At 65.3% G+C, this 23560-nt stretch carries 20 protein-coding genes and 1 tRNA gene; 14 read left to right on the plus strand and 7 right to left on the minus strand.

The features are described 5' to 3' along the window. Window positions 1–212 precede the first annotated feature (212 nt). From C41B8_RS01280 to C41B8_RS01305, 6 genes are all read left to right on the plus strand, one after another. Window positions 213–782 carry an L-threonylcarbamoyladenylate synthase gene (locus C41B8_RS01280; protein ID WP_037332936.1) on the plus strand — a complete coding sequence of 190 codons (570 nt, stop codon included), beginning with the start codon at window positions 213–215 and terminating at the stop codon, window positions 780–782. A 19-nt stretch (window positions 783–801) separates the two neighbouring features. Then, entirely contained in the window at window positions 802–1713 is a 912-nt protein-coding gene (hemF, locus tag C41B8_RS01285; protein ID WP_037333165.1) for an oxygen-dependent coproporphyrinogen oxidase, read from the plus strand. A 25-nt stretch (window positions 1714–1738) separates the two neighbouring features. Next, the gene (locus tag C41B8_RS01290; protein ID WP_037333167.1) at window positions 1739–2698 is read left to right on the plus strand and encodes a hydrogen peroxide-inducible genes activator; all 960 of its coding nucleotides are present in this window, start codon (window positions 1739–1741) and stop codon (window positions 2696–2698) included. A 78-nt stretch (window positions 2699–2776) separates the two neighbouring features. Continuing rightward, window positions 2777–4705 carry a transglycosylase SLT domain-containing protein gene (locus tag C41B8_RS01295; RefSeq protein WP_156962364.1) on the plus strand — a complete coding sequence of 643 codons (1929 nt, stop codon included), beginning with the start codon at window positions 2777–2779 and terminating at the stop codon, window positions 4703–4705. 10 nt (window positions 4706–4715) lie between these two features. Beyond that, a complete protein-coding gene (locus tag C41B8_RS01300; RefSeq protein ID WP_037332939.1) occupies window positions 4716–5930 on the plus strand; it encodes a multifunctional CCA addition/repair protein in 1215 nt (404 codons plus the stop codon). A gap of 33 nt (window positions 5931–5963) precedes the next feature. Further along, a complete protein-coding gene (locus tag C41B8_RS01305; RefSeq protein WP_037332941.1) occupies window positions 5964–6698 on the plus strand; it encodes an SDR family oxidoreductase in 735 nt (244 codons plus the stop codon). Here the strand turns inward: C41B8_RS01305 and folK are convergent. Genes folK through tsaD form a run of 3 tightly spaced genes read right to left on the minus strand, consistent with a single transcriptional unit; the run spans window position 6692 to window position 8658 of the window. Next, on the minus strand, window positions 6692–7177 hold the full coding sequence (gene folK, locus C41B8_RS01310) for a 2-amino-4-hydroxy-6-hydroxymethyldihydropteridine diphosphokinase (protein ID WP_037332943.1): 486 nt from the start codon (window positions 7175–7177) through the stop codon (window positions 6692–6694). The genes C41B8_RS01305 and folK overlap by 7 nt on opposite strands. Beyond that, entirely contained in the window at window positions 7174–7530 is a 357-nt protein-coding gene (gene folB, locus C41B8_RS01315) for a dihydroneopterin aldolase (RefSeq protein WP_037332945.1), read from the minus strand. Before folB ends, folK begins: the two co-directional genes overlap by 4 nt. A 45-nt stretch (window positions 7531–7575) precedes the next feature. Next, window positions 7576–8658 carry a tRNA (adenosine(37)-N6)-threonylcarbamoyltransferase complex transferase subunit TsaD gene (gene tsaD, locus C41B8_RS01320; protein ID WP_051882650.1) on the minus strand — a complete coding sequence of 361 codons (1083 nt, stop codon included), beginning with the start codon at window positions 8656–8658 and terminating at the stop codon, window positions 7576–7578. Between the two features lie 80 nt (window positions 8659–8738). Here tsaD and rpsU point away from each other — a divergent pair, with 80 nt between their 5' ends. The 5 genes from rpsU (at window position 8739) to C41B8_RS01345 (ending at window position 13756) form a co-directional block, all read left to right on the plus strand. Further along, window positions 8739–8954 carry a 30S ribosomal protein S21 gene (rpsU, locus tag C41B8_RS01325; RefSeq protein WP_037332947.1) on the plus strand — a complete coding sequence of 72 codons (216 nt, stop codon included), beginning with the start codon at window positions 8739–8741 and terminating at the stop codon, window positions 8952–8954. Window positions 8955–9353: 399 nt separating this feature from the next. Continuing rightward, entirely contained in the window at window positions 9354–9797 is a 444-nt protein-coding gene (locus C41B8_RS01330) for a GatB/YqeY domain-containing protein (RefSeq protein ID WP_037332949.1), read from the plus strand. Window positions 9798–9883: 86 nt separating this feature from the next. Further along, window positions 9884–11662 (plus strand): DNA primase, encoded by a 1779-nt coding sequence (gene dnaG, locus C41B8_RS01335; protein ID WP_037332951.1) that lies wholly within the window; start codon window positions 9884–9886, stop codon window positions 11660–11662. Between the two features lie 48 nt (window positions 11663–11710). Continuing rightward, window positions 11711–13597 (plus strand): RNA polymerase sigma factor RpoD, encoded by a 1887-nt coding sequence (rpoD, locus tag C41B8_RS01340; RefSeq protein WP_084188361.1) that lies wholly within the window; start codon window positions 11711–11713, stop codon window positions 13595–13597. Window positions 13598–13680: 83 nt separating this feature from the next. After that, window positions 13681–13756: transfer RNA gene (locus C41B8_RS01345), tRNA-Ile, on the plus strand. 288 nt (window positions 13757–14044) lie between these two features. Here the strand turns inward: C41B8_RS01345 and C41B8_RS01350 are convergent. Further along, window positions 14045–14950, minus strand: a complete 906-nt coding sequence (locus C41B8_RS01350) for an NAD(P)-dependent oxidoreductase (protein ID WP_037332955.1) — start codon at window positions 14948–14950, stop codon at window positions 14045–14047. 246 nt (window positions 14951–15196) lie between these two features. Between C41B8_RS01350 and C41B8_RS20325 the strand changes: the two genes are divergently transcribed. After that, window positions 15197–15394: a hypothetical protein gene (locus C41B8_RS20325; RefSeq protein WP_156962365.1), complete on the plus strand. Its 198-nt coding sequence runs from the start codon at window positions 15197–15199 to the stop codon at window positions 15392–15394. Window positions 15395–15513: 119 nt separating this feature from the next. On the opposite strand, the gene C41B8_RS01360 is transcribed toward C41B8_RS20325, so the two are convergent. Both C41B8_RS01360 and C41B8_RS01365 read right to left on the minus strand, forming a co-directional pair. Beyond that, the gene (locus tag C41B8_RS01360; RefSeq protein ID WP_037332959.1) at window positions 15514–16971 is read right to left on the minus strand and encodes an APC family permease; all 1458 of its coding nucleotides are present in this window, start codon (window positions 16969–16971) and stop codon (window positions 15514–15516) included. 59 nt (window positions 16972–17030) lie between these two features. After that, window positions 17031–18143 carry a DmpA family aminopeptidase gene (locus C41B8_RS01365; protein ID WP_037332960.1) on the minus strand — a complete coding sequence of 371 codons (1113 nt, stop codon included), beginning with the start codon at window positions 18141–18143 and terminating at the stop codon, window positions 17031–17033. Between the two features lie 219 nt (window positions 18144–18362). Here C41B8_RS01365 and C41B8_RS01370 point away from each other — a divergent pair, with 219 nt between their 5' ends. Further along, window positions 18363–19223, plus strand: coding sequence for a MurR/RpiR family transcriptional regulator (locus C41B8_RS01370; protein ID WP_037332962.1), 861 nt, complete (start codon window positions 18363–18365; stop codon window positions 19221–19223). Here C41B8_RS01370 and C41B8_RS01375 read toward each other — a convergent pair. Then, window positions 19204–20028 (minus strand): helix-turn-helix transcriptional regulator, encoded by an 825-nt coding sequence (locus C41B8_RS01375; RefSeq protein WP_198024989.1) that lies wholly within the window; start codon window positions 20026–20028, stop codon window positions 19204–19206. The two genes, C41B8_RS01370 and C41B8_RS01375, sit on opposite strands and share 20 nt — an antisense overlap. A gap of 236 nt (window positions 20029–20264) precedes the next feature. On the opposite strand from C41B8_RS01375, the gene putA reads away from it, so the two are divergent. Beyond that, entirely contained in the window at window positions 20265–23525 is a 3261-nt protein-coding gene (gene putA / locus C41B8_RS01380; RefSeq protein ID WP_051882651.1) for a bifunctional proline dehydrogenase/L-glutamate gamma-semialdehyde dehydrogenase PutA, read from the plus strand. Window positions 23526–23560: the final 35 nt, after the last annotated feature.

Raw genomic sequence — 23560 nt, forward strand, 5'->3', positions numbered from 1 at the left:
TGTTGAGATTTCGCCCGAGCGCCGCGCGCGAGTCCGGTAGAGACGAGTCGCTGTGTCGTGATGTGGCACGATCCGGACTCGTAACGCTGCCGGTCGCCGTCATGCATTAGGCATCGGCGGCCAACCAGCGCGGACTCGCTCGATGTTGCAGCACGTTTCTGGAACCGCGGGCTGGGGCCCACCGGGGACGCTTTCTTTTCAGGGATTCGGTCATGCTCGATATTCATGTCTCGCCGCACCGACTACGACACGCTGCTCGTACGCTCGCCGACGGCGGTATCGTCGCGCACGCCACCGAAGGCGTATGGGGGTTGGCGGCCGATGCCTACGACGCAGACGCCGTCTGGCGGGTACTCGCGGCCAAACAACGCGATGTGTCGCGCGGGCTGATCGTGGTAGCGGCCGATGCGGCTCAGCTCGCACCCCTGGTCGACCCGGCCGCCGATACAGCCTGGCGGCGGGCCGTCGAAGCCTGGCCCGGTGCCGTCACCTGGCTGCTGCCGGCACGCGCCGATGCGCCCCGGTGGCTGACCGGCGGCCAACCGACCATCGCCTTGCGCGAAACCGCCCACGGGCTGACGCGCGCGCTTTGTCACGCATTCGGTGGCCCGATCGTCTCCACCAGCGCCAACGTCACCGGGTGTCCGCCGGTTACTTCGACCTGGCGCGCGCGGGCCCGCTTCGGCGACCGTGTCGATATGGTTCTCGGCGGCCGGCTCGATACGCCTGGGCGTGCCAGCACCATCCGTGACGCCTGCACCAACGAGGTTATCCGTGGCTGAATCATCCGCTACGCGCGACATCGCCGATCCCGATGCCGCCATCGCCTATTTCCGCGATCTACAGAATCGCATCGTCGAGCGCCTGGAGGCCTTCGAACCCGAGGCGCGCTTCCACGCCGATACCTGGGCGCGGGAGGAAGGCGGCGGCGGTGACACGCGCGTGCTGGCCGATGGCGAGGTGTTCGAACGCGCCGGGGTGAATTTCTCCCGCGTGCTCGGCAGCGAACTGCCGGCCTCGGCTTCCGCGCGTCGGCCGGAATTGGCTGGACGATCGTTCATCGCCTCCGGCGTGTCGCTGGTGATCCACCCTCGTAATCCGTACGTACCCACGTCGCATGCCAACGTGCGCCTGTTCGTTGCGGAAAAAGAAGGCGAGGATCCGGTCTGGTGGTTCGGTGGCGGATTCGACCTGACGCCGTACTACCCCTTCGAGGACGACGCCGTCGCCTGGCACGAAGCGGCGCACGCCGCCTGCGCGCCGTTCGGCAACGATTTGTATCCGCGCTTCAAACAGTGGTGCGACGAATATTTCTATCTGCCCCATCGCGGCGAGACCCGCGGCGTGGGCGGGCTGTTCTTTGACGATTTCGACGAGCTGGGCTTCGCCGATTCGCTGGCGTTCGTGCAGTCGGTGGGCGACGGCTTCGTCGACGCCTACGCCCCGATCGTGGAAAAACGACGGCATCACGCCTGGGGCGAACGCGAGCGCACGTTCCAGCTCTATCGACGCGGCCGCTACGTCGAGTTCAACCTGCTTTACGATCGCGGCACGCTGTTCGGCCTGCAATCGCGCGGTCGCACCGAGTCGATCCTGATGTCGATGCCGCCGCTGGCCGCCTGGCAATACGGCTTCAACCCCGAGCCTGACTCGGCCGAAGCCGATCTGACCGATCGCTTTCTGACGCCGCGTAATTGGCTGGCGGCGGAATAGACTATAAGCTCGATAGGCGATGCATATAACTCTCACCGAACTGCGGTATCTGATCGCGCTCGACAAGGAGCGCCACTTCGGCCGCGCGGCCAAGCGTGCGTTCGTCAGCCAGCCGACGCTGTCGGTCGCGGTCAAGAAGCTGGAGGGCGAACTGGGCGTCACCGTGTTCGAGCGCAACCGGGGCGAAGCCCGGGTGACGCCGATCGGTCGACGCATCATCGAGCAGGCCTACCGCGTGCTGGGCGAAGTCAGTGCGCTGGAAGCGGTCGCCGAGCAGGGGCGCGACGAGCTCAAGGGGCCGTTGCGTCTAGGCGTGATCTATACGGTCGGCCCATACCTGCTCCCGCATCTGATTCCGCGGCTGCGCGAAACCACGCCCGAGATGCCGTTGATCATCGAGGAAAACCTCACCGGCAACCTGACCCAGCAGCTGCGCAACAACGAGCTCGACGCCGTCATTGTCGCCATGCCCTATGAAGTGTCCGGCGTGGCGACCTGGCCGGTTTACGATGAATCGTTCGTGGTCGTCATGCCGCAGAACCATCCCTGGGCCGAACGGGATGCGATCGAGCCCGACGAGCTGGCGCGCGACAATCTTTTGCTACTGGGCCCGGGCCATTGCTTTCGCGATCAGGTTCTCGCGCTGTGCTCGGAGTGTCGCGAATCCGAGGAGGCCAGTCGCACGCGTTCCGGCTCCAGCCTCGAAACAATCCGGCACATGGTGGCCAGCGGCCTCGGTGTGACCGTTTTGCCGCGCTCCTCCATTCCGAACCTATCGGCCGAATCCCGTCTGCTGGAAACGCGCCCGTTCGCTGGCGAGCCGCCAACACGCCAGATCGCCATCGCGTGGCGTCGCAGCTTCCCGCGACCGAAGGCCATTACCGCGCTGCGCGAAGCCGTGCTGCAATGCGACCCGGCCGGGGTGACGCTACTACCTGACGCGGTCGCCAGCCACGCCGACGACAACGTCCTCGACGCCTCCTGAATCGTCGCCGGCACGGCCGGCGGCGGCAGCGCTCTGATGCGGTACACTCGCCCGGTCATCCGTCGTAGCCGATCCGTCATGCGCGCGCTCTCGATCGCCGCCGCCCTGGCTTTTGCCGGGCTCGCCCACGCCGCCACCAGCGACGCCACGCGCAGCGAATTCCTGGATGCGCTGTCCGCCGCGCGCCATGGCAATCTGGCCAGCAAGTCGGCCGAAGTCGCCGACCTGCGCAACTATCCACTCTACAGCTATCTCGAAGCGGCCCAGCTGCGCGCCGAGTTGCGGACCAACGCCGGCAGCGCGCTGGATACGCGTATTTCGAATTTCATCGCCGCGCACCCCGAGCTGCCGCCCGCCCAGCGGCTGCGTCATGCCTGGATCGCCAATCTGGCCGATCGCGGGGAGTGGCAGCAAGTGATCGACCAAACCCGCGATTCGGACGGCACGGCCGCCCAGTGCCGGGCCGTGCATGCCGCCATCGAGCTCGGCCGCACACCGGTCAATCGCGCGATCGACCTGTATACCGTGGGCAAGAGCCAGCCCTCGGCCTGCGATACGGTCTTTGCCTGGCTGGAGAATACCGGCCGGCTCACCGCGCCCGTCATCCGCAAGCGCGCACACGCTGCCATCCTCAACGATCAGTATGGCCTCGCCCGTTATCTAGCCCGGCAGATGCCGACCGCCGATACCGCGACCATCGATCGCTGGCTCGACGTGGCCGAGACCCCGTCGCATCTGGCCAACGCACCCGCCGGACTCGATCCGGCCATCGCGGTCTATGCCTTCAAGCGGCTGGCGCTACGCGACGTCGATACCGCCGCCGGCCTGATCAAACCGCTGGTTTCGCGGCTCGGGCTCGATGCCGACGAGCGCTATCAGATGCGCCGCTATGTCGCCCTGCTGTATGCCGAGGATCATCGCCCGGAAGCGCTGCTGTGGTTCGCCCGTATTGATCATTCGCGCATGGCGGGCGACGAGCACGCGCTCGGCTGGGAGATCCGAGCGGCCGTCTATCAGCAGCGCTGGCCGCTGGTGCTGGATGCCATTAACAGCCTGCCGCCGAAAACCGCCAGCGATGAAGAATGGCAGTACTGGAAAGCGCGCGCGCTGGCGCAGACCGGGCACAAGCCGCAGGCGCAGACGATTTACGCACAGCTGGCCGCGCATCGTTCGTATCATGGCTATCTGGCGGCCGATGCGATCGGCCAGAGCTACAGCTTCAACGAACAACCGGTACCGAATAACCCGGCCGCCCTGGCCCGGGTCGAGGCACATCCGGCTCTGGCGCGCGCGCACGAGCTGCACGAGCTCGGCATGAACAGCTATGCCTATCTCGAGTGGAAAAACCTGATCGCGCACCTGAATTCGGCCGAACTGGCACAGGCCGCCAAACTGGCTTACCAATGGCAGTGGTATGCGCGCGCGATCACCACGCTGGCCAAGGCCGACTACTGGGACGATCTGGATATCCGCTATCCCACGCCGTTCGCGGCGGATGTGCGCCAGGCCGCCAGTCGCAACGGCCTGGATCCGGCCTATGTATTTGCCATCATGCGCACCGAGTCGCTGTTCCAGCCGACGGTTCGTTCGCCGGTGGGCGCCCATGGGCTAATGCAGCTGATGCCGGGCACGGCCGACCATCTGGCCCGGGCCATGGGCCAGCCGGCGCCCTCGGTGCACGACCTCAACGATCCCGCCACCAACATCAGCTTCGGCGCGCGTTATCTGCACGACATGATGGCCGACTGGTCGGGCAACATCGCCCTGGCTACGGCCAGCTACAACGCCGGGCCACGCAAGATCGTTCAGTGGCTGCCCGACGCCAAGATGCCGGCCGATATCTGGATCGCCAACATCCCGTACACGGAGACCCGGCATTACGTGCAACGCGCCATGTCCCACATGACCGTCTTCGAGCATCGTCTGTCCGAATCCGTCGTCCCGCTCGACAAGCGCATCGACGACGTGAAATCGAGCTATCCGGACGATACGCAGACGACGTTCTGACCTGCCGGCCATGCAACGTTATCTGGTCGGCGGCGCACTGCGCGATGAACTGCTGGGGCTGGCGATCTCCGATCGCGACTGGGTCGTGGTCGGCGCCACACCGGAAGACATGACCGCCGCCGGCTATACGCCGGTCGGGCGTGATTTCCCGGTTTTTCTGCATCCGGAAACCCGCGAGGAATACGCGCTGGCGCGCACCGAACGCAAATCCGGACGCGGTTATCACGGCTTCATTTTTCATACCGGCGCCGACGTCACGCTCGAGGCCGATCTCGCCCGGCGTGACCTGACCATCAACGCCATCGCGCGCGCCGACGACGGCACGCTGGTCGACCCTTACGGCGGCCGGGCCGATCTCGAAGCGCGCGTACTGCGTCATGTGTCCGATGCCTTCGTGGAAGACCCGGTCCGGCTGCTCCGGCTGGCGCGCTATTACGCCCGCTTCGCCCCGCTGGGCTTCACCGTTGCGGATGAGACCCTGGCGCTGGCGCGCAACATGGTCGCCGCCGGCGAGATCGATCATCTCGTGCCCGAACGGGTCTGGGCCGAGATGGAGCGCGCCCTGTTGAGCGCGGAGCCCCATCTGTTTTTCTATCTGCTGCAAGCCACCGGCGCACTGGCTATCGTACTGCCGGAACTGGATGCGCTGTTCGGCGTCCCGCAGCCGGTGCACTACCACCCGGAGATCGACTGCGGCGTGCATACGCTGCTCGTGCTCGCCCAGACCGCCCGCGCCGACGCCGGGCTGGCCGCCCGTTACGCGGCGATCTGCCACGATTTCGGCAAGGCCACCACGCCCGAGCAATTTTTGCCCGGGCATCGCGGCCACGAAGAACGCGGCGTGGCCCCCACGGATGCCGCCAGCGCGCGCCTTGGCGTGCCGAAGCGTCTGCGCGACACCGCCCGGCTGATCACCCGCTGGCATACGCATCTGCATCGTATCGACGAACTCCGGCCCGGCACGGTGCTCAAGCTTCTGGAAGCCATGGACGCGTTTCGTCGTCCCGAACGGCTCGAGGATCTGATTGCGGTCTGCGCGGCCGATGTCCGCGGCCGGCTGGGCTACGAGGATCGCGCCTATCCCCAGGCCGAACGCATCCGGGCCGCGCGCGCCGCCGCGGCCGCGATCGACGGTGCGGCTCTGGCCACGCGCGGCCTCGAAGGCCCGGCCATCGGGCGCGCCCTGCGGCAGGAGCGCATCCGGGCCATCGCCAAAGCCCTATAAACTTCAGAACGCTCATCCACGGCCGCGTATCTCATGACCCACCCAACCCCGGACGACGCGCCCGTCGTCGTCACCGGCGCCAACCGCAACGTCGGCGCCCATATGGCGCATCGTTTTCTCGACGACGGCTTTGCGGTGATCGCTCAGTACCGCACGCCGACCGAGGCGATCGACGATCTCGCGGCACGCGGCGCGGCGCTGGTTCAAGGCGATTTCGCCGATACCGACAGTATTCTCGCTGTGGCCGACGCCATCGCCCGGCACGCGCCGCGCATTCGCGCATTGATCCACAATGCCTCGGCCTTCTCGCCCACCGACGACGATGCGCGCGATGCGGCCGAACAATTCCAGACCTTCTTCGAAGTGCACATGCGGGCGCCGTATCTGCTCAACACCCGGCTGGGCGAGCGGGTTCGTGCGGCGCACGGACCGGGCGACATCGTGCACATCACCGACATCTACGCGGATAATCCGGCGCCGCAGTACGACATCTATTGCGCGACCAAGGCGGGCCTGCAGAATCTGTCGAGCGCCTTCGCCCGGCGGCTCGCGCCCGATGTGAAGGTCAACGTCATCCAGCCGGGCCCGATCACGTTCGAAGAGTGGGTCGACGCGCAGCAGCAACAGCAGATGCTCGACGCCACGCCGCTCGGCCGCACCGGCTCGCCGGACAATATCTATTGCGCGGTGCGCGCCCTGCTCGACAACGACTATCAGACCGGCGCGGTGGTCGCGGTCGACGGCGGACGGCGGCTCGGCCGTCAGTAGTCCAGCGAGATCTCGGTCAGCGGCTGGCCGGGCCGATCGAACGCGTGCCAGAGCTCACGATAGGTCCGGCCGTCGGTCGGATGGCGCGCATCGGGCCACATGTCGGCCAGTGGCCGCAAAACGAAGGCATAGTCGAGGATATCGGCGCGCGGCACGCGAATATCGCCATTGTCGAATACCGCATCGCCAAACAGCAGCATGTCGAGATCCAGGGTGCGCGACCCGTCGCGCGCTGCGCGATTTCGCCCGCCAGCGGCCTCGATCTCGCGCAGGCCGTTCTGCACGGACTCAATCGGTTCGTCGCTGTTGAAGGCCACCACCAGATTGACGAAGTCGGCGCCGGAGAAACCCACGGCGGGACAGGTATAGATCGGCGATACGTCGAGCGTGCCGAAACGCTGGGCCAGCCGATCGAGCGCGGCGCGGACGTTACGCTCGGGATCGATATTGGAGCCCATGCCGATCACGACTTCGGTCATTGACTGCGCTCCCGCGTGATGCGGATACCCACGCCCTTGGCGCCCCGCAGCGCATGCGGCTTGTCGAGGCGAAGCGTGACGCGGTCGACCGGGAACTCGTCGAGAATCAGCGCGGCGATGCCTTCCGAGAGCGTCTCGACGAGATCGAACTCGCTCGCCTCGACGAAGGCGATCACGCGTTTGGCAACGGCTTTGTAGTCGAGCGTCTTGGCGACGTCGTCGGTGGCAGCCGCTTCGCGGATGTCGAAAGTCATCTCGAGATCGAGAATCACCCGTTGCCGGATGCGGCGCTCCCAGTCGTACAGCCCGATGACCGTATCGATGGCCAGTTGATCGATGAAAATAGTGTCCACGAATGCTCCCAGCCCAGTGCGGCGCCGCGCAGCTTATCAAAAGCGTCAGGCGGTCCCGGTTCGATCCGCTGTCGGCGCCTCGGCCATGGGCGGCGCCAGCTCGTCGAGCGGCCAGCGCGCCACGGCCTCGGCGCCCGCAATGCCGCGGCGGAACTCGCTGCGGCGCAGATAGCCGGTCAGCGCAATCATGGCCGCGTTGTCGGTACAAAACGCCTGGCGCGGGAAGGACACCGAGAAACCATCGCGCGCCCCGCGCTCGATCAGCGCCGCACGCAGGGCCTGGTTCGCACCCACGCCGCCGGCCACGACCAGTCGCTGCATGCCGGTGGCTTCGATCGCACGCGCACATTTGGCCACCAGCGTATCGACGACGGCCTGCTGAAAGCTCGCCGCGATGTCCGCGTCCGCCTGCGGCGAGCGCTCGCCGTTCTTCACCGCCAGCATCACCGCGGTCTTGAGCCCGGAGAAGGAAAAATCCAGCCCGGGGCGCGCCAGCATCGGCCGCGGGAAATCGTGCGCGGCCGGGTCACCGCTAGTTGCGAGCGCGGCGAGCGCCGGGCCGCCGGGATAGCCGAGATCCAGGATCTTGGCGGTCTTGTCGAACGCCTCGCCGACCGCATCGTCGACGCTGCGCCCGAGCAGTCGGTAACGTCCCAGGCCCTCGACGGCCACCAGCAGCGTATGCCCGCCGGAGACCAGCAGCGCCACGTAGGGAAACGCCGGCGGCTCGTCTTCCAGCAGCGGCGACAGCAGATGACCTTCCATGTGATGCACGCCCAGCACCGGCACATCCAGACTCATGCCAAACCCGGCCGCGACCGATGCGCCGACCAGCAGTGCCCCCATCAAGCCCGGGCCACGGGTATAGGCGATGCCGGTGAGCTCCGGGTTGCCTGCTTCGGCGCGCACGCGCTCGATCAACGGCAGCAGCTTGCGGATATGATCACGCGAGGCCAGCTCCGGCACCACGCCGCCGTAGTCCGCATGCAGCGCCACTTGGCTGTGCAGGGCATGCGCCATCAGGCCGGATTCACCATAGATGGCAGCCGCGGATTCGTCGCAGGAACTCTCGATGCCGAGGATTATGGAAGGGCGTTGCAAAGCGGCGCTCTCGGGCGTATTATTCATCGCCCTATTCTAGCCGGTCGTTCCAGCTTGGGTCACCGGCTTAAAAGATGTACATCAGATTTCCCGGAGAGTGATGCTCAATGCCTAGCGTACGCGTCAAAGAGAACGAGCCGTTTGAAGTCGCACTGCGTCGTTTCAAGCGCAGTTGCGAAAAAGCCGGCGTCGTGACCGAAGTACGCCGTCGCGAGTTTTTCGAAAAGCCCTGCCAGACTCGCAAGCGCAAGCGCGCGGCTGCCGTCAAGCGCCACGCCAAGCGTTTGCAGCGTGAGCAGCAGCGCTTTACGCGCCAGTATTGATTCTGGCCGTCGCGTCGATTCCCGAATCGATTGCGGCCATCGATTGAATCGATGATTGCAGCGGCCCCTGGGCCGCTGTTTTTGTGTCGGCCTCTTGTATGTATTTCATTATGAATTCGAGGCGTGTCGACGTTTCGTCTGCGGATCGAGTCTGTCGTCCGGCCTCACGCGCGGCGCATTGATGCACGCTACCGGCGGGCCGACCGAAAACCCGACGCGACTTGCGCGTACGGGGCTCGTCGAAGCCAGCGGGGATCCAGCCGGCCGTAGACTCGGCCCCTGCAGACATGGGCATGGCCCGGCCCGTCCACGCCGGCTCGATCCGCGCCGGGGAACGGCCGCGGATCAGGCGCGGGCAGCCTCGAAGAAACGTCAACACACCTATGGGAGAGTGCGAACGTGAATATCAAGGATCAGCTGTCCGAAGACATGAAGTCGGCCATGCGCGCCCGCGACAAGGAGCGTCTGGCGGTCATCCGCATGGTCAATGCGGCGATCAAGCAGCGCGAGTTGGACGACGGCAGCACGCTCGACGATCCCGCCGTACTCGCCGTGATCGAGAAGATGGTCAAGCAGCGGCGTGACGCCGAGTCGCAGTATCGCGATGCCGGCCGCGACGAGCTCGCCGATGCCGAGGCCGCCGAGATCTCGGTACTCGAGCACTATCTGCCCGCTCAACTCTCCGAAGCCGAAATCGATGCGGCCGTGACACGCGCGATTGCGGATACCGGCGCCGAATCCATGCGCGACATGGGCAAGGTGATGGGCCAGCTCAAAAGCGAGTTGGCCGGTCAGGCCGACATGGCCGTGGTCAGTCAGCGGCTCAAGGCCAAGCTGCAGTAGTAGAACCGGCCGGGCCCTGCAGCCCGGCCCGGATTTTCAACCCGCTCAGCGGGCCGTGCCTTCCGCCCGTCGTTTAGAATGGCCCCATGGCGCGCATTCCCCAGCACTTCATCGATCAGCTGCTCGAACGCACGGACATCGTCTCCCTGATCGATGAACGAGTGTCGCTGAAGAAGGCCGGTCGCGAATACACCGCCTGCTGCCCGTTTCACGACGAGAAGACACCGTCGTTCACGGTCTCGCCCACCAAGCAGTTCTATCACTGCTTCGGCTGCGGCGCCCACGGCACGGCGATCAGCTTCCTGATGGAATACGACCGCCTGGAATTCCGCGACGCGGTCGACGTCCTCGCCGATGCGGCCGGTCTGGACATTCCGGAAGAAGCGACGTCCCAGAGTTCGAGCGGCCCGCCGCGTGAGCCATTGCTCGACGCGATGCGCCAGGCCGACCGCCACTACCAGGCCGCCCTGCGGCGCGATCCGGGCGTGATCGACTATCTGAAGAATCGTGGTGTATCCGGCGAAATGGCCAAGCTGTACGGCCTGGGTTTCGCGCGCGATGCCTGGGACGATCTCACGCGCCGCCTGCCGAACAAGGCGGCGGCCGCCCAGGCCGGCCTGCTGATCGAACGCGATTCCGGCGGCTATTTCGACCGTTTCCGCAACCGGCTCATGTTTCCGATCCGCGATACGCGCGGGCGCACCATCGCCTTCGGCGGGCGCACGCTCGGCGACGACAGCGCCAAGTATCTGAACTCGCCCGAGACACCGCTGTTCCACAAGTCCGATCACATGTACGGCCTGTTCGAGGCACGCCAGGCCATGCGCCAGCTCGACCGTCTGCTCGTGGTCGAGGGCTATATGGACGTCATCGCCCTGGCGCAGCACGGCTTCCCCAATGCGGTTGCCACACTGGGAACGGCCACCACCGCATCGCATCTGACCACGCTGTTTCGCCATACCCAGGAAGTGGTTTTCTGTTTCGACGGAGATGCCGCCGGCGTTCGGGCGGCAAGAAAAGCGATGGAACACAGTCTCGGCGTGATGCGCGGCGCCCGGCGCGTGCGTTTTCTATTCCTGCCCGACGGCGAGGATCCGGACAGCCTCGTGCGTGGCGACGGCGGCCGCGACGCGATGGCGGCAGCGATCGAGTCCGCGCGCCCGGCCTCGGAAGTCCTGCTCGGCGAGCTCACTGAAGGTCTCGATCTGGCGACGCCCGACGATCGCGCCCAGCTGGTGGAACGTGCTCGCGCCCCGGTCAATACACTGCCGCCGGATGCCTTTCGCGCTGAGATGGTGGCCGAGATCAGCCGCCTGTCGGGGCTGCCGCCGGACGATATCCGCGAACTCTATGCGGCGAACCAACCGGCGCCGCGGCCGGCCACGGCCCAGAATGACGCTGAATCGAACAAAAGCACCTACAGCGCGGAACTACCGCCGGTGACCCGCGGCCTCATGCTGTTGCTGGCCGATCCCAGCCTGGCCGGCCATATCGCCGGTACCGACGGGCTGCGCGACAATGACAACCCCGGCGCACAAATTTTGGCCGAAGCGATTGACTTTTTCGCAAGAAACCCAAACGTATCCGTTGCGCAATGGCTTGAACATCATCGCGAATACCGGTTTTTCGACCGTCTGCAACGATTGGCCGCGGCCGACCCGCCCGGCGACGCAGAACATCGCGCGGGCGAATTCGCAGACGTGGTCGCGCGGCTGCAGAAGCACAGCCGCTCCCGCGCGACGCTGCGCCAACGCTACAACGCGCTGGTCGCACAACAGGAACGTGGCCCGCTCGATGCAGCGGCCGCAAAGGAGTTGAAGGAAGTCTTGAGCCAACTGCAAGGTCGATCTCCGCCCCCGACCTGACGCCGCACGAGCCGCATCGAATCGATTCGGCCCGCTCGCGATGCTATAATGGTCGGTTATCGCCGAGTGCGCCTTGCCCCACGAGCCCAACACGCAGCGAGTCACATGAGCAAAGACAAGAAATCCCAGCTTCGGCTACTGATCGCCCATGGCAAGCAGAAAGGGTATCTGACCTACGCCGAGGTCAACGATACCTTGCCGGACGATATTGTCGATCCCGAACAGATCGAAGATATCGTCAACATGATCAGTGACATGGGCATCACGGTGCACGAGCAGGCGCCGGATGAGGACGATCTGGTCATCGCCGGCAACACCGTCAACGACGATGATGACGACGACGCCGAGGAAGCCGCGGCCACGCTCGCCGCGCTCGATCCCCAGTTCGGCCGGACGACCGATCCGGTGCGCATGTACATGCGCGAGATGGGCTCGGTCGAATTGCTCGACCGCGAAGGCGAGATTCGCATCGCCAAGCGGATCGAGGAAGGCCTGTCGGAGATGATGTTCGCGCTGGCCTATTTCCCGGCCACCACCGGACGTCTGATCGAGCTATGGGATCAGGTGCTCGCCGAAGACAAGCGTCTAACCGACGTGCTCGTCGGCTTCGTCGACCCGGATACGGGCGACCCTGTCGACAGCGGCGCTGAAGAAACCGCCGAAGCCGCCGATTCGGACAGCGAGGACGACGAAGACGAGGAAAGCTCGGCGCCCGCCAACGACGGCCCGGACCCGGAAGAAGCCAAGGCCCAGTTCGCCGAACTGCGCCGCCTGCACGACGCCGCCGTGGCCTCGCTGGAAGCTAACGGCCGCGAGCACGCGGAAACCGAAGCCGCCCTGTCGGCGCTGGCCACGCACTTCATGCGCTTCAAGCTCGTGCCGAAGACGGCCGACGACCTGACGTTGCAGCTGCGCACCGCCATGATCGACATCCGCAGCGCCGAGCGCGACATGCTGCGCATCTGCGTGACCGAAGCCGGCATGCCGCGGCGCGATTTCGTGCGCCAGCTGCCGGACAACATCACCAATGAAGACTGGCTGGAAAAACTGATCCGCGCCAAGCGTCGTTATTCCTCCACCATCGCCAGCCGGCGCGAGGAACTCGTGCGCCACATGAACCGCGTGCGCGAGATCGAGCAGGAATCGGCGCTGGACGTCAATCACATCAAGGAAATCAACCGCAAGATGTCGATTGGCGAGGCCAAGGCCCGCCGCGCCAAGAAGGAAATGGTCGAGGCCAACCTGCGTCTCGTGATCTCGATCGCGAAGAAATACACCAACCGTGGCCTGCAGTTCCTGGACCTGATCCAGGAAGGCAACATCGGCCTGATGAAGGCGGTCGACAAGTTCGAGTACCGTCGCGGCTACAAGTTCTCGACCTACGCCACGTGGTGGATCCGACAGGCCATCACCCGCTCGATCGCCGACCAGGCGCGCACCATCCGTATTCCGGTGCACATGATCGAGACCATCAACAAGCTCAACCGCATCAGTCGCCAGATGCTCCAGGAAATGGGCCGCGAGCCCACGCCCGAGGAACTGGCCGAGCGGATGGAAATGCCGGAAGAGAAGGTCCGCAAGGTCCTCAAGATCGCCAAGGAACCGATCTCCATGGAGACGCCGATCGGCGACGACGAGGATTCGCATCTGGGCGACTTCATCGAAGACGTCAACGCGGTCGCCCCGGACGATTCCGCCTCGGGCGAATCGCTGCGCGAAGCCACGCACAACACCCTGGCCAGCCTCACCCCGCGCGAGGCCAAGGTTCTGCGTATGCGTTTCGGCATCGACATGAACACCGATCACACCCTCGAGGAAGTCGGTAAGCAGTTCGATGTCACGCGTGAGCGTATCCGCCAGATCGAGGCCAAAGCCCTGCGTAAGTTGCGCCACCCCTCGCGCGCAACCTTCCTCAAGAGCTTCCTCGACGAGTAGGCCCGCCGAACGCTTGGCGGCTACACGGCCGTCACGCTATAGTGCCGCGCCGGGCGTGCAACGCGCCCGGCGCTTTCATTTGGGGGCCTGTAGCTCAGCGGTTAGAGCAGGGGACTCATAATCCCTTGGTCGTCAGTTCGAATCTGACCGGGCCCACCATTAAATCGGCTATTAGCAGATATCCCGGCCCCGGTGCATTTCCGCGAGTACAGCGCCGGTACATTGCTCGGTCGTAGGCCGGGCGGCATATCTATTGCTCCCGGTCATTCCGGCAAGTTGCGGCGTCTGCTCGGCAGAGCCACAACTGTTTTTCGGTGACCGTCGTGGCGCTCAAACCTCCTTTGACCAGCCGGCGACGGCGTCAAACTTCGCTTGGCCCCGCCTCGGCGTCGTTAATACCGCGCCTTCCGCAAGACCCAAGAAGAGGAATGGCGCGGCGATCGCGCTCTATTCGGCTATGCCGTTGGCTCGAGCCACGTAATCCGTCAGATGCGGCACGTAATCTTCCGGCCCATCACCGCCGCCCGCGACGGCGGCTGCAAATGAGTTCTTGACCGCGCTGGAAACCGGCGTCGTGCAGCCGCCGTTATTGGCCATCGCTTCCAGATAACGCATGTCTTTATAGGCGTTGGTCAGCGTGAATTTATGGGCTTCGCGATTGCCTTCGAGCGAGTAACCCATGAAAGTCCGATAGAACCCGCAATCCATACGGCTGCCGCGGATTACGCTATCGAACTGCTCGATCGAAAGCCCGGCCTTGCGCGCCACCGACAGCGCCTCGGCATAGAGCGCGCCATAGCCTAGCGAAATGAAATTATTGATGAGTTTCATGCGATGGCCGTCGCCGACGCCGCCGATATGGATCGTGCGCGCGGTCCAGCACGCGAATACTGGCTCAAGTCTTTCGAAGACATCGGGTGCCGCGCCGACGATCGCCTGCAACTCGCCGGCTTCGGCCTGATCGGGCGTGCCGCCCAGCGGCGCGTCGCAATAAGCCACGTCGCGTTCGGCCAGGCGAGCCACCAGTCGCATCGTGACGACCGGATCGGATGTCGAACAATCGACAATGACGGTGCCTGGCTTGAGTGCCGATTCCATCTCGCTCACTACCGATTCGACGGCGACCGAATCCGTGAGACAGAGAAACACCACCGTCGAGGCCGCGGCCAGCCCCACAACCGATGTGGCCTCCTGGGCGCCCTGGCCCACCAGATCGTCGACCGGCGCGCGATTACGATGCGCAATGGCCGTCAGCGGGTATCCCTCGGCCAGCAGGTTCGCCGCAATGCCATGGCCCATGAGACCGACGCCGACGAACCCGATCGTCTCTTTTTTCGTTGCCTTGGTATTCAATATTCATCTCCGTTTTATTATGTGTTCGCGAACATACGCCGCGCGCGCGACCGCCCCTGCTGGGGTGTGTTCATCCGCGCAGTGACCGCGCCAGTGCGATCCGAAATCCATTATTGCGGCCAGCCGGTATTCACAGCCGAACATACCGGTATACCCCCCATCACGGGGTGCAGCCAGTGCCGTCGCCTAATCCAGCATTCCGGGTTCGTTGCGGTCGGGGACGTCGGCCTTCTGGATCCGCCCGACATGGTCAACGCATTGTCCGAGCTGCGTGACGACATCGCTATGCTCGGTTCGTATGGGATAGCCGTCGAACCGGATCTTGAGCCGCGGATGGCCGGCCTGGCCGACGCTATGCTGTGCCGGGTCGAGGCGCCCGACAACCGGATCGCGCGACGGTCGATCGATTCAACAATCACACAGTCGCTGACGCTCGGCGCGTAGCTAAGCGTGTCGCTTGACACAGCTTGGGCGCGCCGCCCGGCATGCCCGCTTTCCCGGCCGGCAAGCGAACGGCGCGCGCCGTCTCATAGACTTGAAGCGCTGCTCATCTTTCGATGCGATCAACCCGCCGCATGCGACAGAGTCGCGAGACTCGCCAGCGATGACTTCTTGATTGCGACCATGCCGATCGCGAACGCGGCCATGGGGATGATCGCCAGTAAGGTGCTGATCCCGACGCCCAGACCCGTCACGGTGGTGAAGTTCGCCAGCACCAGATAGAGGATGAAAGCCAGCAGCGCCGTTGCGGCGACCGGCATCCAGCGGGTGGTGAGCGCCCGGCCCGGCGCCAGATGCGGCGCTTTGAAGAAGAAGGCCGCCGCCGCGATCGATGTCAGCAGCATGAGCATGACGATGCCGACGGTGGCGATGCCGGCCATGGAGCCGAATACGCCGACCAGCGGACTCGCACCACTAATGGCACACAGGGCGACCAGCACGATGGCCGTGACGGTCTGCACCAGCGAGGAGATATGCGGCGAGCCGTGCCGCGAGTGGCTGGCGGCGAACGCGCGCGGCAGGATGCCGAAGTTGGCCAGCACGAACTGATAGCGCGCCACGATGTTGTGGAACGACAGGATGCAGGCCATCAAGCTGGTCAGCAGCAGCAATTGCATGAGATCGGCCAACGCGTGGCCGGTGTAGAAGCGCGCGGTATCGAGCACCATGTTGCCGCCGTTGCCCAGATATTGGTTGGCGACCTGGCGCACCGTCGCGGGGCCCCAGGCATGCACCAGGCACCAACACGACACGGTGTAGAAGGCGCCGATGATCAGCACCGCCAGATAGGTCGCGCGCGGGATCGTCCGATTGGGGTCGCGTGCCTCGTCACGAAACACGGCGGTGGCCTCGAAGCCGATGAACCCGGTCACGCCGAACAGCACGGCGATGCCGAACGGCCCGGCGCCGGCCGGTGCCGTAGGCGCATGCGCCAGGCTGCTCATGGCGCTGCCGGAAGGCTCGGCCACGATCGCGACGTTCATGATCAGAACCACGCTGATCTCGAGTATCAGTGCGACACCGAGCACTTTCGAGCTCAGCTCGATATGGCGATAACCCAGCGCGGCCACGGCGATCAGCGAGGCGGCTGCATACAGCCACCACGGCAATGCCGGCCCGCCCATGGCCACGACGGTGTCGTTGGCCGCCCAGCCAAAGAAGCCGTAGATGCCGAGCTGGATCGCGGTATAGGTGATCAGCGCGACAAAGGCCGTGCCCTGCCCGGCACGCGCCCCGAGTCCCGTGCCGACATACGTGAAGAAGGCGCCCGCCTCTTTCACATACGGCGTCATCGCGACGAAGCCGACCGAGAAAATCAGCAAAACGATGGATGCGAAGATGAAGCCCAGCGGCGCGGCAGCCCCGTTGCCGAGCCCGATCGCCAGCGGCGTGTTGCCGCTGACCACGGTGAGCGGCGCGGCGGCGGCCACGACCATGAAGACCACCCCGGCGGTGCCGAGCTGACCGGACAGGCGATTCTTATCGCCCGGCGATGTGGTTGATGCATTGGCAGTTGTCATGATGATCCGAGTTCTCCTGGTTTGCCCTCACGAAACAGCCCGGCCCGCCGGGCACAGAATCAAAGCCCGTCGACGTTCATCGCGATGCCCGCCCGGCGCAGCAAGGGCGCCAGACGATCGACATCCAGTGCCGGACACCAGCCGGCCGGTTTGTGCATGGCAGCCCCCTCGGCCATGAATAGGGCGTTGAGCACGGCTTCGTCGGTCGCCTGCACCGCCGCCATATAGAAGGGATCGAAATATTCGTTGTTCACGCAGCGCAGCTGCTGATGCGCGGGGGCGAGCTGCGGCAACGGCCCCTGATTGGCCGTGCTGAACGCCAGAAACATATCGCCGGAATCGTTGCCGCCCGGGCTGCCGGCCCGGCCGATGCCGAGCCCGGCGCGCTGGGCAAGACGCTTCAACTGGTGCGGCAGCATGGGCGCATCGGTGGCCACGATCGCGATGATCGAACCGCGCTCGCGATTGAGTTCGGCCGGTTCGTTGTCATCGACCAGCGCCTCGCCAACCGGCACGCCGCAAATCTGCAGCCAGTCGCGCTTGCCGTGATTGGCCTGGACCAACACGCCAACGGTGTACTGCTCATCGCCCACACGCACCCGGCGCGAGGCGGTCCCGGTCCCGCCCTTGAAGCCGTAGCAGATCATGCCGTTGCCGCCGCCGACGTTGCCCTCGGCGATCGCGCCGCCGGCTGCGGCATCAAGGGCGGCACGGGCGTGGTGCACGTCGACATGCTGGCCGTTGACATCGTTAAGCACGCCGTCGTAGGTCTCGGCCACCACCGGCATCGCCCACAGATGGTGCGCTTCGTAATGCGATGCATAGTGATCGAGCATCCAGCGCGTGGCCGCGTGGTGCACGATGCCCACGCTATGCGAATTGGTCAGACAGACCGGGCCGACGAAGTAGCCGCCGTGCTCGATCCAGTGCGTGCCCGTAACTTCGCCGTTGCCATTGAGCGCATGAAAGCCGGCCCAGACCGGCATCGGCGTACCCGACCGACCGTGCGGCAGGATCGCCGTCACGCCGGTCTTGATTGGCCGGCCGTTGGCGGCCGTGCCGTCGAGGGTTTCATAGCCCACCAGAACCCCATCAACATCGGTTATGGCGTTGTTCGGGCCCGTGGCGCCGGCCAGCGGCAGGCCGAGATCACGTGCGCGGTTTCGAGTCATTCGCGAAAGCTCCGTTCGAACAGTGCGAGAATGGCCGGCATTGTCATTTGCCCATCGAGATATCGAATCGTCATGACGCGCCGCCTCCTCGCGGATCACGGCCCCGTAGGGGCCACATCTTTCACCCGTCGCATTGATCGGCGAGACGACGAGTGATCCGGCTGTCAATCTAGACGCGCATGACATGCAAATACCATAAGCAATTCGGATGCCATACGAATGTCAAAGGCTGAGGAATCCTCGCTCCTGACTGAGCGCGTCGAGCAGCTCGAAGGCGGCCTGTCGCCGTCCGAGCGCACGCTCTACGCGACATTGCAGGCGAACCTGGAAAATCTGGCGTTCGAGACCGGGGCGAGCCTCGCGCAGAAGAGCGGCGTGAGCCCGAATACGGTGAGCCGCTTTCTGCGGCGACTCGGCTACAAGGGCTTGAACGGCCTCAAGGACGCGCTGCGCGACGACCTGCGTACGCGCTCGTTGCTTAACGCGACGCTGGTCGAACGCGTGGAGCACCAGCCCGCGGACCTGATGGGCCATCTCAACGCCGAGATCAACGCGCTCAAGGATTTCGCCGAGCAGCTCGGCGGCGCCCACTGGCGCACGATCGTGTCACGCGTGGCCGCAGCCGAGCGCGTCTTCGTCTCTGGTTTCCAGACCGTACGCGGCCTGGCCGAGGATTTCGCCAACCGGCTGGCGCTGGTCCGGCCCGGCGTCGAATTCATCGATCTCTACAGCGGCGTGCTCGGCCAGTGGATCGACAGCCGCGACGAGCGCTGTTGCGTGGTCCTGATCGATATCACGCCCTATGCCGAAGCCGGCATCACTTTCGCCAACGACTGCCTCGCCAGCGAGACCGATCTGGTCGTCTTCAGCGACGAATACGGCATCGCCCGTTATATCGACACGCCCTATATCGTCAGCATGAAGACCCAGACTGGGCTGATCCTGGAATCCACCGGCGGGCTGACGAGCGCGCTCAACGTACTGCTGCACTGCGTCGCGTCCGAGCACAAGACCGATCTGCGCGAGCGCATGGAGGCCTATCGCGCGCGCGTACAGAACCTCAGGCTGTATACGAAATAGCCGGCGCGGCGTTTTCGTCGAACGGATCGCCCGCGCCGCGCCGCAGCGCGCCCGGCGTGACGCCATGCACGCGGGCGAAGGCCTTGGTGAAGCTCGGCGCATCGGCGAACCCGGTCTCATGGGCGATGCGGGCGATGGCCGCACTCGTATTCAACAGCCGCTGGCGCGCCCACTGCAGGCGGCGTGCCAACACGGCCTGCTGAGGCGAAGCGTCATAGCGCGCCCGGCACCACGCGTGCAGCGCCGATCCGCTCATGCCGAGATGCCGTTGAAGCTCGGCGTTGCTGGGCGGCGTGTCCAGCCGCGCATCGACCAGCGCCTCGAAGCGCGCGCGCTTGTCGTCGCGGGTCGGCTCAGCGTGGCCTGCGGCCAGCCGGTAAACCTGCACCGCCAGCATGGTCGCCCATTGATGCGCAACCAGCCGGTCTGCATCCGGGCCCTGGGCCAGCTGGGCCGCGGCACAGCCGATCAACACGCGCAGCTCGCTCGGCATCGGGAGCGATCGCGGCGACTGCAACATCTGCAGCAGACCGGCGCGTGGTTCGAGCTCCTGGATCTGGCGTACGGCCGCATCGTCTGGAAACAGATCAACGACCAACAGCCGGCTGTCGTCCGTACGACCGGCGAAGAAATGCTCGGCGTCGGTCGGAACGATGCCGATATGATCGGTCGACACCTCGAATGCGCCGGCGGCCATCTCGCAGTGCACCGTGCCGCCCAGCCCGAACAACAGCTGCGCGAATGAATGCCTGTGTTCTCCGCTGCCCCGTCGAATCGGGTTCAATCGAGCCTGAGTCTGATTCATAAGCAATGGATTCGGGCCCCGTATTTGCCACCCCATACGCGGCATTTCGGACAAGCGACGCACAAGATCGAACAACACGAGCGCCGCAAAGAACGCTAGGCTCGACGGTCGTGCGTCTGCAGCGGGCGTGGCCTGGGACGATCGTCAAACTGCCGGTCGCGGCCTTAACCGCTCGCGCTGCCGCACGATCGCCACCGATGGGTACGGGGCAGGATTTTTACCACGGGAGTCGCGCAATGCAATGGTCAGCACCCAGAGTTTATGACGATCCGAGCTATCAGAACGTGCTCGCCACTTATCGCGCCGACGAGGCCGAACAAGTCTCCCGGCTGCTCGACATTGCGGCGCTGGATGAAAGCACCGCCAGCATGATCGAGGCCGATGCCGCCAAGCTGGTCGAAGTGGTGCGCGCCAAAGCCACCGAGGGCGGCGGCATCGATGCCTTCATGCAGGAATACGAGCTCTCCAGCGCCGAGGGCGTGGTGCTCATGTGCCTGGCCGAGGCCCTGCTGCGCATCCCCGATTCCGAAACCGTCGACAAGCTGATCGAGGACAAGATCGGCGGCTCGAACTGGGAATCGCATCTGGGCGAATCCAAGTCCTGGTTCGTCAACGCCTCGACCTGGGGCCTGATGATCTCCGGGCGCATGCTACGCCGCGAAGACCTGCCCGAGCGCAATTTCCGCAGCACCATGCGGCGCATGGTGCGCCGCTCCGGCGAACCGTTCATCCGTTCGGCCGTGCGTCGCGCCATGCGCGTAATGGGTCATCAGTTCGTCATGGGCCGCTCCATCGAGGAAGCCCTGCGCAACGCGAAGTCCCTGGAGCGCCGCGGCTATTCTTATTCCTACGACATGCTGGGCGAAGCCGCGCGCACCGACGCCGACGCCCAGCGTTACTTCGACGACTATCACCACGCGATCGAGGCCTGCGGCAAGGTCAGCGCCGAACGCGGACCGGAGGACGCGCCCGGCGTGTCGGTGAAGCTGTCGGCCCTGCACGCGCGCTACGAGTTGGGCCATCGCGACCGCGTGATCGATGAACTGTTGCCGCGCCTGCAGCGGCTGACGCGGCTGGCTGCGCAGTACGACATCAACCTGACCATCGACGCCGAGGAAGCCGACCGCCTGGATCTGTCGCTCGAGTTGTTCGAGCTGGCCTCCGCCGACGACGAACTCGGCGACTGGCAAGGCCTCGGCCTGGCCGTTCAGGCCTACCAGAAGCGCGCACTCGACGTGATCGAATGGCTGGCCGATCTCGGCCGTCGCCATCGTCGCCGCATTATGGTGCGGCTGGTGAAAGGCGCCTACTGGGACACCGAAATCAAGCGCGCCCAGGAAGCCGGTCTGGCCGGCTATCCGGTGTTCACGCGCAAGGCCAACACCGACGTCTCCTACATGGCGTGTGCGCGCCGCATTCTGGCGCACGACGACGTGTTCTATGGCCAGTTCGCGACCCACAACGCCCACACGCTGGCTTATATCCACCATCTGGTCGGCGACCGGAATGACTTCGAGTTCCAGCGCCTGCACGGCATGGGCGAGGATCTGTATTCCGAGATCGTGGAGAAGCAGGACAAGAACCAGCGGCCGCGCTGCCGCATCTATGCCCCGGTCGGCGCGCACGAGGATCTGCTGGCCTATCTCGTCCGGCGCCTGCTGGAAAACGGCGCCAACAGCTCGTTCGTGAACCGTCTGGTCGACGAGAACGAGCCCATCGCCGATATCGTGGCCGATCCGGTGCGCGTCGTGCGTGGACAGGAGCAGGTTCGGCATCCGCGTATCCCGTTGCCGCACGACCTCTACGGCGAGCGCCGGCCCAACGCGCGCGGCATCGACCTGTCCGATCTGCGCCAGCTCACGCAACTGTCCGAAACCATGGCCGAAGCCGCGAGCCAGAGCTGGCAGGCCGGCCCGCTGATCGGCGGCCAATTGCCCAAGCGCGCGGCTGATGCGCTGGCGGGCGATCAGGCCGAGGCGGTCCGTAACCCGGCCCATAACGACCAGATCGTCGGCCACGTGGCGCTCGCCGATGACGACGACGTGGAAGCGGCACTCGCCACCACGCACGACGCCGCACCGCGCTGGGCGTCGACCCCGGCCGCCGAGCGCGCGGCCTGTCTGCGGCGCTATGCCGATCTGCTCGAATCCCATCTGGGCGAGTTGATCGCCATCTGCACGCGCGAGGCCGGCAAGAACGTCGCCGACGGCGTGGCCGAAGTGCGCGAGGCGGTGGATTTCTGTCGCTACTACGCGGTTCAGGTCGAAGATGAATTCGCCACCGATCATGTCCTGCCCGGCCCGACCGGCGAGCGCAATACCTATGGCCTGTATGGCCGCGGCGTGTTCGTGGCGATCTGCCCGTGGAACTTCCCGCTGGCGATCTTCTCGGGGCAGGTCGCGGCCGCCCTGGCCGCCGGCAACGCCGTGATCGCCAAGCCGGCCGAGCAGACCTGTCTGGTCGGCAGCCGTGCGATCGAGCTGATGCACGAAGCCGGCTTCCCGGGCGACGTGCTGGCCTTTCTGCCCGGCGCGGGCGACATCGGCGCCAAGCTGGTCGCCGATTCGCGTATCGCCGGCGTTGCCTTTACCGGGTCGCTGGCCACGGCCAAGAAGATCAACCTGACGCTGGCCGAGCGCGACGGCCCGATCATTCCGCTGATCGCCGAAACCGGCGGCCAGAACGCGATGATCGTGGATTCCTCCGCACTGATCGAACAGGTCGTGGCCGACATCATCCGGTCGGGCTTCCAGAGCGCCGGCCAGCGCTGCTCGGCGCTGCGCGTGCTCTATGTCCAGGCCGACATCGCCGACACGCTGATCGAAATGCTCTCGGGCGCCATGGCCGAACTCTCGGTCGGCGATCCGTGGAACCTCGGCACCGATGTCACCCCGGTGATCGACGCCGAAGCGCGCGACAACCTGGCGGCCTATGCCGAATACGCCGACCAGACCTTCAAGGCGCATTACACTTGCGAACTCGGCGAGGCGCATACCAACGGCACCTACATCGCGCCGCGTATCTACGAGCTCGACTCGATCTCGCAGCTCGGCGACGAACAGTTCGGGCCGATCGTGCACATCATCCGCTTCAAGGCCGACGAGATCGACCGCGTGGTCGACGACATCAACGGCCTCGGTTATGGCCTGACCTTCGGCATCCACAGCCGTATCGACACCACGGTCGAACGAGTACTCAAACGCCTAAAGGTCGGCAATGCCTACGTCAACCGCAACATCATCGGCGCAGTCGTCGGCGTGCATCCGTTCGGCGGCGAAGGCCTGTCCGGCACCGGTCCCAAGGCCGGCGGCCCGCACTACCTGCACCGGTTCGCCACCGAGCGGGCCGTGTCGCGCGATACCACCGCCGCCGGCGGCAACGCGTCGTTGATGTCGCTGGAAGAAGACGAACCGGCCGATCATGTGTTCGTCACCCCCGAACCACAGCGCTTCAACCGCCCGAGCGAAACGATCCGGGAAACCGAAGCGGCGGAATAAGAGCATGAAAAAGCGCCGCTCGGTTTCCCGAGCGG

The organism is Salinisphaera hydrothermalis C41B8 (assembly GCF_000732535.1).
In the GTDB taxonomy this organism is placed as follows: Bacteria; Pseudomonadota; Gammaproteobacteria; order Nevskiales; family Salinisphaeraceae; genus Salinisphaera; species Salinisphaera hydrothermalis.

Coding starts and splice junctions, on each gene's coding strand:
- C41B8_RS01305 (WP_037332941.1), top strand. CDS start 5,964: ATGACCCACCCAACCCCGGACGACGCGCCCGTCGTCGTCACCGGCGCC.
- C41B8_RS01360 (WP_037332959.1), bottom strand. CDS start 16,971: ATGACAACTGCCAATGCATCAACCACATCGCCGGGCGATAAGAATCGC.
- rpsU (WP_037332947.1), top strand. CDS start 8,739: ATGCCTAGCGTACGCGTCAAAGAGAACGAGCCGTTTGAAGTCGCACTG.
- folK (WP_037332943.1), bottom strand. CDS start 7,177: ATGACCGAAGTCGTGATCGGCATGGGCTCCAATATCGATCCCGAGCGT.
- C41B8_RS01295 (WP_156962364.1), top strand. CDS start 2,777: ATGCGCGCGCTCTCGATCGCCGCCGCCCTGGCTTTTGCCGGGCTCGCC.
- C41B8_RS01300 (WP_037332939.1), top strand. CDS start 4,716: ATGCAACGTTATCTGGTCGGCGGCGCACTGCGCGATGAACTGCTGGGG.
- dnaG (WP_037332951.1), top strand. CDS start 9,884: ATGGCGCGCATTCCCCAGCACTTCATCGATCAGCTGCTCGAACGCACG.
- C41B8_RS01280 (WP_037332936.1), top strand. CDS start 213: ATGCTCGATATTCATGTCTCGCCGCACCGACTACGACACGCTGCTCGT.
- C41B8_RS20325 (WP_156962365.1), top strand. CDS start 15,197: ATGGTCAACGCATTGTCCGAGCTGCGTGACGACATCGCTATGCTCGGT.
- C41B8_RS01370 (WP_037332962.1), top strand. CDS start 18,363: ATGTCAAAGGCTGAGGAATCCTCGCTCCTGACTGAGCGCGTCGAGCAG.
- tsaD (WP_051882650.1), bottom strand. CDS start 8,658: ATGAATAATACGCCCGAGAGCGCCGCTTTGCAACGCCCTTCCATAATC.
- C41B8_RS01375 (WP_198024989.1), bottom strand. CDS start 20,028: ATGAATCAGACTCAGGCTCGATTGAACCCGATTCGACGGGGCAGCGGA.
- putA (WP_051882651.1), top strand. CDS start 20,265: ATGCAATGGTCAGCACCCAGAGTTTATGACGATCCGAGCTATCAGAAC.
- rpoD (WP_084188361.1), top strand. CDS start 11,711: ATGGTCGGTTATCGCCGAGTGCGCCTTGCCCCACGAGCCCAACACGCA.
- C41B8_RS01365 (WP_037332960.1), bottom strand. CDS start 18,143: ATGACTCGAAACCGCGCACGTGATCTCGGCCTGCCGCTGGCCGGCGCC.